At 53.3% G+C, this 11733-nt stretch carries 11 protein-coding genes; 3 read left to right on the plus strand and 8 right to left on the minus strand.

Translation table 11 applies throughout. The annotated features are described in order from the left end of the window. Nucleotides 1-130: 130 nt before the first annotated feature. Both A3L02_RS03365 and A3L02_RS03370 read right to left on the minus strand, forming a co-directional pair. On the minus strand, nucleotides 131-1093 hold the full coding sequence (locus A3L02_RS03365; protein ID WP_088862621.1) for a helix-turn-helix transcriptional regulator: 963 nt from the start codon (nucleotides 1091-1093) through the stop codon (nucleotides 131-133). Then, complete coding sequence (locus A3L02_RS03370) at nucleotides 1045-2931, minus strand: phosphoadenosine phosphosulfate reductase domain-containing protein (protein ID WP_088862622.1); 1887 nt, start codon at nucleotides 2929-2931, stop codon at nucleotides 1045-1047. Before A3L02_RS03370 ends, A3L02_RS03365 begins: the two co-directional genes overlap by 49 nt. Nucleotides 2932-3172: 241 nt before the next feature. On the opposite strand from A3L02_RS03370, the gene A3L02_RS03375 reads away from it, so the two are divergent. Continuing rightward, nucleotides 3173-3382: a hypothetical protein gene (locus tag A3L02_RS03375; RefSeq protein WP_088862623.1), complete on the plus strand. Its 210-nt coding sequence runs from the start codon at nucleotides 3173-3175 to the stop codon at nucleotides 3380-3382. Here the strand turns inward: A3L02_RS03375 and bgaS are convergent. From bgaS to A3L02_RS03405, 6 genes are all read right to left on the minus strand, one after another. Beyond that, nucleotides 3359-4825, minus strand: coding sequence for a beta-galactosidase BgaS (gene bgaS / locus A3L02_RS03380; protein WP_088862624.1), 1467 nt, complete (start codon nucleotides 4823-4825; stop codon nucleotides 3359-3361). The genes A3L02_RS03375 and bgaS overlap by 24 nt on opposite strands. A gap of 3 nt (nucleotides 4826-4828) precedes the next feature. Continuing rightward, nucleotides 4829-5647 carry an ABC transporter ATP-binding protein gene (locus tag A3L02_RS03385; protein WP_088862625.1) on the minus strand — a complete coding sequence of 273 codons (819 nt, stop codon included), beginning with the start codon at nucleotides 5645-5647 and terminating at the stop codon, nucleotides 4829-4831. Beyond that, nucleotides 5640-6656, minus strand: a complete 1017-nt coding sequence (locus A3L02_RS03390) for an ABC transporter ATP-binding protein (protein ID WP_088862626.1) — start codon at nucleotides 6654-6656, stop codon at nucleotides 5640-5642. Before A3L02_RS03390 ends, A3L02_RS03385 begins: the two co-directional genes overlap by 8 nt. A 4-nt stretch (nucleotides 6657-6660) precedes the next feature. After that, nucleotides 6661-7509 carry an ABC transporter permease gene (locus A3L02_RS03395; protein ID WP_088862627.1) on the minus strand — a complete coding sequence of 283 codons (849 nt, stop codon included), beginning with the start codon at nucleotides 7507-7509 and terminating at the stop codon, nucleotides 6661-6663. A gap of 9 nt (nucleotides 7510-7518) precedes the next feature. Then, nucleotides 7519-8187, minus strand: a complete 669-nt coding sequence (locus tag A3L02_RS03400) for an ABC transporter permease (protein WP_237268654.1) — start codon at nucleotides 8185-8187, stop codon at nucleotides 7519-7521. 357 nt (nucleotides 8188-8544) lie between these two features. Beyond that, complete coding sequence (locus A3L02_RS03405; protein ID WP_088862629.1) at nucleotides 8545-10602, minus strand: ABC transporter substrate-binding protein; 2058 nt, start codon at nucleotides 10600-10602, stop codon at nucleotides 8545-8547. Between the two features lie 142 nt (nucleotides 10603-10744). On the opposite strand from A3L02_RS03405, the gene A3L02_RS03410 reads away from it, so the two are divergent. After that, nucleotides 10745-11623 (plus strand): hypothetical protein, encoded by an 879-nt coding sequence (locus A3L02_RS03410; protein WP_088862630.1) that lies wholly within the window; start codon nucleotides 10745-10747, stop codon nucleotides 11621-11623. Further along, the gene (locus tag A3L02_RS10450; protein WP_257789354.1) at nucleotides 11610-11723 is read left to right on the plus strand and encodes a CGP-CTERM sorting domain-containing protein; all 114 of its coding nucleotides are present in this window, start codon (nucleotides 11610-11612) and stop codon (nucleotides 11721-11723) included. The genes A3L02_RS03410 and A3L02_RS10450 overlap by 14 nt, the downstream gene beginning before the upstream one ends. Nucleotides 11724-11733 lie beyond the last annotated feature (10 nt).

Genomic DNA, 11733 nt, shown 5'->3' on the forward strand with positions numbered 1-11733 from the left:
CGTGGCAAACTCAACTTTACCATATTTAAAAATTTTGGTAAAGCTAACCTCACAGCTTTACGCCAATTTTGGTCAACTTAATTTTATCACATTAAAAAATTTTGGCAAACTCGACTTTACCATTTTCGCATCATTCCCTCAGGAAGACCCTGTAGGTTCTCCCCTCCTTCACGCGGGTTATCAGGCCCTTCTCCTCCATCTCGCGGAGGGTTATGCTGACCTTGGCCTTCGAAACGCCCAGCTTCTCGGCCAGCTCGCTCTGGAGAACCGGGCCCTCCCTCAGGATGGCGAGTATCTTCTCCTCGTCGCTCCTCAGGTGGCCGGATTCTTCCCTGAGCTTCCGCTCGCGGTAGAGGAGGTACCCGTAAACGCCCCCGCCACCGGTTAGGAGGCCGATGAGGAAAACGCCGACGTAGAGCCACGGTGAAGGTGCTTCCGGAACCACTATCTCCCCGGAGAAGCCGACCACGAAGTAGAACTCGTCCCCGGACTGAACGTCCTCCCTCTGCCACTCAAGCAGAAGCCTGTCGGTTGAGCTCTCAACCCTGTCCGGCGAGGGAATTATCGGCGAGAGAACCGCGTAGCCCTTCGGGACGAGCAGCTGCATGTGGAAAACTCCCACCGGCTGGCTGAACTTTACGTAATAGGCGAACTGGCTCTTTCCGTTGCTTTCGGTCACCATGCCCCGCGTCGTGAAGCTCAGGCTTATCCTCCCGCTCTGGCCGGGCTTGAGGACCGGAAAGCTCAGGTAAACCGCGTTTGTTCCCCCCAATACCTTCCTGACGGTAACGTTGACCCTTTCCACGGTGCCGCCGAGGTCGATCACGGCGCTCGCGTTCTCCACAGGGTAGTCCGTGTAGATGACGTAGCGGGTGAGGTTGGTGTGGGACGTCAGGTCTATCTCGATGTTCTCCTTCACGTTGTCCGGGCTCGTTACCTCAAAGTAGAGCGCGTAGGCGTTTATCGTGTAGTCGTACTCCTGCGCACCCGCCGGCGGAAAGAAACAGAGGGACAGAACCAGAAACAGAATCAGGAATAACCCGATTACAGCTGGCTTCCTTCCTCTGGATTTTTGATCTTCAGGAGCGGGCATACTTCCATACACTCCCCGCAGTGAATGCACGAGTCGTAGTTCACGACGATTTTTCTGCTCCTCGGGTCGATGCTGAGCGCCCCCTCGGGGCACTTCCCGACGCAGACGCCGCAGCCGACACATTCATAGGCCCTCTTGACGAGATAGTAGGCCTGAATTGCCTCTTCTGGGTCGTCCGTGTAGGCGCCATCCGGTTTAAACGTAACGTCGCTCGCTCTTATGTAGTTTTCGCCCTCCTCGACCTCACCGAGGATGGAGGCGACCTCCCGAATCCTCTTCAGGTTCACGACGGTGTTGAAACGAACCGCAAAGCCCTCGTCGGTCTCCTCGATTGAGTACTTCACCGGCTCCCAGGAGCGCTTCTCCGGAACCTCAACGCCGAGCTCCCTCGCGAGCGCCTTCTCACCCCTGCTCAGCTCCTTCCAGCGCCAGAAACCGTAGGTTATCCATTCCTCCGGCATCCCGAAGCGCCTCTGCCAGACCCTGAGTTCCCTCTCCCACTTCTCCCACAGCTCGGGTTTTTCCTCCTTCAGCGTGTAGATCTCGGCCAGGGATGAGCTCGGGCAGAGGAAACAGCCGATCCTGTCGAGGCGGTCCTCGTAGAGCGGGTTGTAGGGCAGGCCACGGCTGAAGATGTAGAGCCAGACCTCGAGGGCACGCCAGTGGAATATCGGAGACGCCCCCGTCTCGTTCGGCACCCACGGGTTCTTCCACACCCTCGGCTGTTTGAAACGCTTTATGCTCTCGTACTTCCTCTGGCCGACGAACATCAGCACTCCAGACGGATAGTTCTCCTTTATCGCGAGGGTGATCGGCCCGAGCTTGGTGACCTTACAGCACCAGCGGTAATCGCGACCGGGCGGAGAGAAGACGTGGATGGCGCGCCAGAACGCGTCCCCGGCATCCGCAACTATGAACTTAACGCCCTTCGGTTCGAGTTCTTTCCTGAGTTCTTCGACGTATTCAAGCGTCTCGGGAAACTCTATGCCCGTGTTGTTGAAGAAGACGGTGAAATCTCCCCCAAACTCCTCCAGTGCCAAACCGAGGACCGCCAGGCTGTCCTTTCCGCCGGAGAAGGCCACCGCCACCGGGAGGTTGTGTTTTTCTGAAACCCTCCGCATGAAGCGCCTCGCCTCCTCGACCTTCCTCTCGAGTTCCGCCGAGTTGGCGCGGAGGACGTCCTCCATCGTGGCCTTCCGTCCCTCGCGGTAGTGGACGTTCCTTTGCCGCCTGACCTTAACGCCGGTTCCGCGCTCCCCCTTAGCGAGCCCCTCGTAGTCCTTCTTGGCTATTCCGGTGGCTATAACTTCCCCGTCTTCCGAGACGAGGATCACGTCGTCGTTTCTCCGTATGCTCGGCTCGGCCTCGATTATCCCGACCGGGAGAAGGTTTGAGCCGTTGAGGATGGGCTCCACGGCCCCGTTATCGATTATAACCCATTTCCTCATGGATTTGCCGAAGCGCTTCCAGAGGGCTACGGCACCTTCGACCTTCAGGCCGGGCTTCCACCTCAGCTCGAGCGGGTCAAAGCGCACCCAGCCGAAGACGTAGCCGTCGAGGATTATCTCGTAAACGTCGTCCTCTCCGGGCGTCTTGTTGAGGAGAACCACCTTGCCGTCGAAAAGCTCCCCGACGTCAACGCCGTAGTGCTCCCCAAAGACGGAGCGGATGAACTCGATGTCCTTCTCGAAGGCGAACCTCAGATCGCCGGGCGGGGTGATGTTGAGGCGAAACACTCCTTCCTTCCCGTGAATCGCGCAGCTATCACCGATGAGCGGGACGTTGCACTTCTCGCACCAGTTTACGTACGCCTTACCGAGGTAGACTGGCCTCCCCATTCTTCTCTCACCGGGCTTAAGAGGGGGCGAGGGTTTATAAAGGCGAGCCCAGCCGGTCAGAACTGCATGCGATAACGTTGAGGAATGAATTGAAGACTGGAGTCGAGATCACACCAACCCAAAACCTGTGGACTGCCCAATCTGGTTGTTTTTGACATCCTGCGAAGACCGCTGATTGAAGAACCAGCCGAAAGGTTTAATATCACAGAAGACACTAAAGCCCGGATAGAGGTGATGATTGTTGAAACCTTACCATGTGTTGTTGTTCCTCATGACGTGGTTCCTTGTGCTATCCTTCCTGAGCCTGGTGGCCCTCAGACACGAGGCGGGCTCACCTCCCTTCGTGGCGGCGTTGACGACTTTTTCGCTGTCCCTCGGGGGAATGGCGTGGGCCTTAATAAAAATAAGAAAAAAGCTAATAGAGGAACTAATCCTGGAGGAGGGGCCTTAAATCGGACAGGTGGCTCAATTCCTCGGGAATCGCTTTTTGAGTTGCTATCTCTTTGAAGACGAGAGCGCTCGGCCTGATGTATCGCCTCTTGGACTCCCAATCGACCTTCAACAGTCCGAACTTCATCTGAAATCCTTTGGCCCACTCATAGTTGTCGGTTAGCGACCAGTGGAGGTATCCCCTGATGTCGGCGCCGGCCTCGATGGCGCTGTGAATTGCCCTGAGGTGGCTCACAAGGTAGTAGGATCTATACCTGTCTGCCTCATCGGCCATCCCGTTCTCGGTTATCATCATTGGAAGCCCGTACCTCTCGTTGAGCTCCCTGAGGAGTTTTTCCAGGCCCTCTGGATAGATTTCCCATCCGAAATCGCTGCAGGGCCTTCCGGATTTTGCATAGCCCTTTCTAACCCCTGAAAATCCGTATCCAGGTAGGGGTACTACGTGTCCGTTTACTCTATCGAAGGCTATCCTTGAGTAGTAGTTCACTCCAAGCCAGTCAACCCTTCCCTTCAACTCTTCCCGTCCCTCGCCGACGGTTCTTGATTCACCAAAGTGAACTGAATCGACGAAGCTGTATAGCTCATTCTCCCGTATCTTCCTAACGTCTTCGGCAATTTCCTCGCTGAGGGGGTCGAGCCAGGTGTAGGCGTAGATTACCCCGACCGGCTTTTCTGAGAACTCCTTTATCGCATCGTACGCCCTTGCATGGGCGTATATGAGGTTGAGCTTTGCCTTCTCTACCGCCTCAAAGCTAAGGTACCCCGGAGGAAATCCCGAGTTGGGCCGGCCGTAGCCGTTTTCGTAGACCACGTTCGGTTCGTTCATGGTGCTCCACGAATCCACGAAATCGTTTAGGTGGTAAGCCACGAAAGCCGCAAACTTCGCGAACTCGACGACGCTCCTATCGTCAAGCCACCCGCTTGGAGCCCTATCCGGTCCGAACCTGCGTACCTTTATCGGGTCGTGGAGCCACAGAGGAAGGGGCCAGTGGTAGAGGTTCAGGATGAAGACCTTTCCCCTCTCCCTCCAGTCCGAGTAGATCCTTTTATAGTGCTCGAGGGCCTCCAAGTTTGCCCTCTTTTCAAGCTCTTCTATCGCGCTCTCCGGGACGTCAACGGATGTTATCCTGCCCTCCTCGTCCCTCTCCACGGTGACCCTCACGTCGAAGGTCGGCTCCGGAAAGATGCGCGCCCACTCTATTCCTCCCCTTATGGCGTCCATGCCGAGCTTCTCCGCCATGTCGTGGTCCTTGGAGTAAAGATGCCAGTAGGCGGGCCCGTTTTCCGGCAAATCTCCACTTACCAACCCCGTCATTATGTTCTCCATGTCATGAACCCAGACCCACCAATCACTGTTGGGGACTTCGCTTCCTTTCAGGCCCATCTCGAACTGGAAACCCGACCAGGAGTAGCCGAACACAAAATCCCTGGGGAACTTATACATCTTTCACACCTCCTCAAAGTCCTCCCATCTCCTATAAATCGTGGGGACACTCTCAATCAGGAGCCGGGTGTAGTCCTCCTTCGGGTTGTCAATGACCTCCTGCGGGGTTCCCCTTTCGACGATTTTTCCCTTGTACATTATGAACAGTCTGTCGGAGATGAAATAGGAGAGACCTATGTCGTGGGAGATGAAGATGATGGAACTGCCCAGTTTGTTCCTGAACTCGTTGAATATCTCCATTATCTTACCCCTCGTGGAAACGTCGAGCATTGAGACCGCCTCATCGGCTATTAGGAGCTTGGGTTTGAGGATCCAGCTCCTGGCTATCATGATGCGCTGGAGCTGTCCTCCCGAAAGCTGGTGGGGGTACTTTCCAAGTATCTCGTCAGGGTTCAGGTCAACGGCCTCCAGAGCCTTTGCTTTGAGTTCCTTTCCCTCTTCAGACTTTGGCTCGATCTCCAGGAGTTCCAGGGCTTGATCCAGAACCCTATCAATCTTGTAAAACGGGTTGAAGCTTCCCATCGGGTTCTGGAAAATTGCGTGGACCTGCCTCCAGTAATCCTTGAGTTCCTCCCTCTTCTTTATATCCTTCCATATGTCCCTGCCGTAGAACAGTATCCTCCCCGAGGTGGGTGGGAGCAGTCTGAGTATCATCCTGCCAAGGGTGGTTTTACCCGAGCCACTCTGGCCGACGAGCGAGATTATCTCGCCTTCCCTGACGGTAAACGAGACGTCGTCAACGGCTTTTACGGTTATCTTGCTGAGGAAGCCAGAGGTAAAGACTTTGCTGACGTTCTCGCAGACCAGCATTTCTTTACTCACCCTTCTCACCCCCGTAGAGCCAGCAAGCCACTATACGATTCCCGTTAATTTTCATGAGCGGGGGAGCTTCCTTTCTGCAGATATCCATGGCGTGGGGGCACCTCGGATGGAACCTGCAACCGGCGGGGGGATTGATCAGATTGGGGGGATGGCCAGGAATGTAAGAGATGCCTTTCTCCTTGCCCTCCAGCTCTATCGATGGCACAGAGTGGATGAGACCCTCGGTGTAGGGGTGTAAGGGCTCGTTTATTACCTGCTCTGTAGAGCCAACCTCGACTATCCTGCCCGCGTACATGACGGCTATGCGGTTGGCTATCTGTCTCACCGTTGAGATGTCGTGGGTTATGAAGACGATGCTATCCACAAAGCCGAGCTTTTTGAGCTGAACCAGTGCCTTCAGCACTATCTTTTGCGTGATAACATCCAGTGCCGAGGTTGGCTCGTCCACTATCAGAACTTCTGGAGTTAGCAGGGTCGTCATCGCCAGAACTACCCTCTGCCTCATCCCACCGCTCAGCTGGAAGGGATAGACGTCGATAACGTACTCTGGAAGGTCGAGCTCGGCCAGCCTTTCCTTCAACAGTTCAATGGTCTTCTTCAGTGTGATGCCCTTTTCATGAGACCTGAGGATGTCGTAGGCTATTTTCTTGATCTTTATAGTCGGCATCAGGGCGTTGAGTGCATCCTGGGGGACGTAGGCTATATGCTTCCCCCAGAGGGTCTTCTTCACCGTATCTATGCCCTTAAACTGGGACGCGTTGAACCTCTTCCCATCCCGGGTGATCAACTCAATCCGCCCGCCCTTGAACTCAAGGGGTGGATGGAAATCGAACATGAGTGCCTTCGCGAGGGTTGACTTCCCGCAGCCGCTCTCTCCCACGAGGCCTATGATATCTCCATCGTATATGGTGAAGTTAACCCCATCGACGGCCTTCACAAAGTACTCAGTGGTCCCCTTAAGCTGTCTGTAGTAGGCCCTCACGTTTTCTAAAATCATCCTCTCGGACATGTCGCTATACCTCCCTCAGTCTTGGGTTGAACACCTGCTCTATACCCTGGGATATCAGGAGCAGTGCCGTGGAGAGTGCCACGAGAAGAATTCCCGGGGGTATGAACACCCACCACTGGCCCAGGAAGTAGGCCTGGGTGACCGCCGCAAAGTAGAGCATTTTTCCAAGCGTCATTATCTTTATTGGCGTCAGTCCGAGTATGCTCAGGCCGACCTCGGCATTTATGCCTATGTTCATGAACGTGACAAAGGACACCACTATGTAGGTGGCAACCTGGGGAAGAATATCGAACACGGCTATTTTTATGTCACCGTAACCTGCCATCTTGGAAAAGCTGACAAAGTCCCTTTCTCTAAGGCTCAGGAACTGAGCTCTGATTGCCCGCCCAAACCAGGGCCAGGCCGTCAGGGATATTATGACCGCAACCACGGTCAAACCAGACTTCTCCAGACCGAGGTAGGTTGCTATTATTATTGCCAGCAGGACGTTGGGTATGGTGATCACCACGTTGGTAAATGCCATGAGGCTCTCGTCTGTAAGCCCTCCCTTTATTCCAGCCACAGCTCCTATAATTAAACCTATGAGGACCGAGAAGATGCCCGTCAATACGCCCACGTAAAGGGAGTTCCTTATGCCTATGATGATCTGTGCCAGAATGTCCCTGCCAAACTGGTCCGTTCCGAGGAGGTACTGAGTGCTTGGGGGGACCGCCGGGGGCCCGGATGGGGCGAAGGGATCAACAGGATACATATATGCTCCAAAGATCGACAGCATGAATTCAAACATCAATATGCTGAGTCCCAGTGTAAATCGCTTGTTTCTGAATAGAACGTAGAGTATTTCCTTGTCCATAGTCTCACCTCATTCCTCTCTTGCTCCAAGCCTTATTCTCGGGTCTATCAGCACGTACAGGAATTCCACAATGAAGTTAGCAATCAGCAGGGTTCCGATTAATATAAGGAATATACCCTGTATCATTGGGTAGTCCCTCGATCCGAGGGCCCTGGCCAGCAGAATGCCCATTCCCTGGTAATTGAATATCTGTTCCGTGATTATCTGCCCGGCCATGACGGTTCCAAGCTGTATTGCAATTCCAGTAATCTGCGGGAGCAGGGAATTCCTCAGGACGTACCTGAATATTATCTCACTATTAACGTTAAGTCTCTCAGCAAACGTAACGTAGGTCGAACCCAGCTCCATGGCCGCCAGAACCCTCATGCCGATGATCCAGCCTCCGGTGCTTACCAGCGCTATGGAGAGGAACGGCAGTATGTAGTGGTAGAGGTAGCTCTTTAGGAACGTCCAGCTCAGGGAGGGGGTGAGTGTGGGGTCGTATGCCGAGCCCGTGGGGAGCCAGCCCAGCTTTATTGCGAATACGTATATCAGCACCATCGCCATCCAGTAGTAGGGTATCTGAGAGAGCACTATTCCCGTTGAAACGATGCTTTTCTCAAAGAGGGTGCCCCTCCTGTAGGCCGCCCTTGCTCCAAGGTAGTTGCCGATGGTCCAAGAGACGAGAGTAGCCGGCACAAGCAAGAGAAGGGTCCAGGGCAGGTGCCATGCTATGAGGTCTGTGACGGGCTGCCGGAAGGAGGATATCGAATACCCCAGGTTCCCTGAAAATGCATTTTTGAGGAATTCAAGGTATTGAACGTGGAGGGGCTTGTTCAGCCCGAACTCCTCTATGAGTCGTCTCTGGTAGTCACTCAGAAGTTCCGGTGAGATGGAACCCTGGGAGTATTGTGCTATTATCTGCTGCACCGGGTTTCCAGGTGCTATCCTAGGAAGCAGAAAAGCTAGACTCGTTGCAACAAAATAAGTGGCGAGTAAAAAAGAAATTTTAATGAGGAGATACCTGTATACTGGCCTCACTTCGTTTCCCTCCTATCACTTCAGGACCTTTCTAATGCCTACCATTACGGCAACGACCAGGAGGATAATTATTCCGAGCCCAATCAGGAACCTCGAGCTGTTTACTCCTCCTCCAGTCGTGGTGGTTGTTGATGGTGAAGAAATGGTTTCAGAGGGCGTTGACGTTTCCATGGTTTCGGTCACGTTGAAAGTCGGCACGAAGGCTCCCGAGATCTGGGAAAAGACCTCTGTATTCGGTATCAGCAAGCCACCTTCGTCGACCGGCTTTGCCCACTCCGGAGCTTTGACCGTCTCCCCTGCCTTTGAGAGTCCAAAGAGCAGCCACAATGCAAGAGAATACTCCCTGTACGGTGCCACTTCCGTCCACCACGGGTTATTCTCATTGGGCCAGCCCTTCCAGTATCTCTCACTGTAGGCGTACCACTGAACGGAATATGCGATTGGGACGGATGGTACTTCCTCGTAAATGAGCCTCTGGATCTTCGTGTAGTAATTCATAAGTTCATCCTCTGATTTGGCCTTCGAAGCATTAACGAGTAAATTCAAAGCCTGCGAGTTGTTGTAGTACTCCCAGTTTCCCGTCGGAGGGGCTAACCTGGGATCCAGGACGTACCTGTAGGTATCCCATGGATGGTAAAATGAGGGGGATGCCGTCCATCCAAGTGCTAAGGTGTAGTCCCCACCCTGTATGTAGCCCCAGTACGCACCGTAATCAACGGGGTTTGCGACAACGTTTAGCCCAATATTCTGGAGATCGCTGGCGATGAGGTCAGCGGCAATCATCCAGTCGGTCCATCCAGTGGGGATTATTATGTTGAGTTCGATCTTTTTCCCGTCGGGCGTCTCCAGGAAGCCATCCCCATCAACATCTTTGTAGCCTGCCTTCTGAAGTATCTGCTTGGCTTTCTCCGTATCAGTCAGAACCTTGCCCTCTGGGTTTCCCCAGTACTCTTTAGCCAGGGTGGTGTTAAGCCACCTCCGGTAATGCGGGAAGACGGTAAAGACCAGTGACATGGAGGGCTGCTCCGAATAACCGTAGAAGGCTTTGGTGAGGACCTCCTGGTAGTCTATGGCATAAGCTATTGCTTTTCTGAGGTTTTTATCGCTTAGAATCTCGTTCTTGTTGTTCATGTAAAGCATCACAAAGGCTCCCGGCCTGAAATAGGGTGGACTCTTATAGAAGGTCCCAACCTCCTTGAATTTCCCGACGTTTGGTATGAATATTCCGGACCAATCAACGTTGCCTTGTCTCAGATCCAGAAGGGCCTGCTCGTTGCTCAGGTATATCCTGTGAACGAGATACTTTGGAGCTGGCAGTCCAAAGATCTCCTTGCCCCACCAGTCGTCGATCCTCTCGTAGACTATCCTGAGCTCATCGAAGTAGTACAGCTTATAAGGGCCAGAAACAACCTGGGGAAGGTTCATTGCCACGTCCCCTTCGTCGGTAGAAACCACGTCGTTACAGACGTTCCCGCAGTTCCTCCAGTTTATTACGTATGATCCCAATTTTTCGTAAGCTTTCTCATAGACGTGCTTTGGAGCCGGGGCTAACTGAAGGGAGTACTGAAGGAACATGGGTAAGTTGCCCTCAGGACCGATTGTAAACTCAACCGTATGTTCGTCTATGGCCTTCACATCACCTATGTAGGGCTCGGAACCTGCCGCAGGACCGGAGCCGAGTTCTCTTGACATTTGGAAAGTCCAAACCACATCCTGAGCGGTTATGGGTGTCCCATCACTCCATTTTGCTTCGGGGCGCAGGTGGACTATCAGACTCGTCTGGTTCACAAGTGTGAAGTCTTTCCCTATTATTGGTAGCCATAAGTTCAGGCCTGCGATATACTGGAACAGCGGTAGGTACATAAAACCGCCGGTAAAGTAGGTGCCCCATGTCTGGGAAGGTGAAAGCAGGTTCCATGTGGATGCAGGAGCCCACTGTGCTCCGGTAACGAAAACTGTGTCCTCTCTGGGCAGGGAAATCTGAGCGCTTGCCTGGGGAAGCGTTGCGAGAAACCCCATAAGCAAAACAAAAATCACCATAAAGCTCGCGATTTTTTCTAATTTTCCGGGCATGGTTAAGCCTCCAGTTGCTTTTTATACTTCATCCTATCCATTATATCTTAGTGGTTACTTATAAGTATTTCGTGTAGCCACACAATTATACAAATAGAAAAATATTTATATGTAGCCACCCATGTTATTAACGGGTGATCCCATGACAAGAGCAGGAAAACTGTTGGTGGCAGTTTTTGTTTTTGTGATTTTTCTTTCGGGCTACGCCTCGGCGATGTCACTTTCCGAGATAAGGGACGTTGCAGCGGCTCCCGCCCAGGAAGGGGACGTGCAGTTCACCTGGTGGGACCAGTACCTTAATAACAGCATTCAGTTGGGCGATGGTAGAACAGTGTGGATGCAGACCAACTTCTGGAACATCGTTGGCGGAGATGGAGAAGTGTTTATGAAGTTCACAAAGTCCACGGAAGACTTCGCCTTCTACGTTAACCTGAAGAACGTCAAGACCCAGTGGGGAGGGATAGCCTGGGCTACTCCCGAAGTCATAATAGACGGAAGGGCCCCCGCCCAGTGGTGGGGTGACAAGCCCCCGGTCGGCGGTTACGATTACGCCCAGCTTCCAATGCCCGCCTCCAACCTGTCTAACTATGACCACATCTGGGTAAAGGTGAAGTACGACATCGCTAAAGACAACAATGCACTCGTGAGATTTGGAATAAACATCTGGTTCGAGAGTACCGAGGGAGCACCGCTCGGAGAGGTCTATGTACCCTTCATGGATGACTTTGGAGGTATAGTTGGGGACAGAACAGAGGTGGGAGAGCTCACCTCCACCGTAATAGTCAACGGAAAGCTTTCAAACATGAAGTTCACAATCCAAAGGGCGCTCTCAGGCGGTGGATGGGGAGTGCTTCTCTTCATGCCGGAGGAGCAGCTGCCGGCCTCAGGAGAAGTGTTAATTGACATTGCACCTATGGTGAAGAAAGTTTCGGAACAGCTCGCTGATTTCTTTGGAATACCCGTCGAGAACCAGGCTTGGGCTTCGATATCCATTGGTTCTTACAGCGGTGGAAGTTACTGAAACCACCACGGAGACGACAACGGCCGGAGGAGGAATATGCGGTCCGGGAATCATAGTGGCCCTCGCAGTGGTGCCTCTCCTCTTGAGGAGGAGAAGGTGATCTCCCTTTA

Origin of the sequence: Thermococcus celer Vu 13 = JCM 8558 (assembly GCF_002214365.1) — an archaeon.
Lineage (GTDB): Archaea > Methanobacteriota_B > Thermococci > Thermococcales > Thermococcaceae > Thermococcus > Thermococcus celer.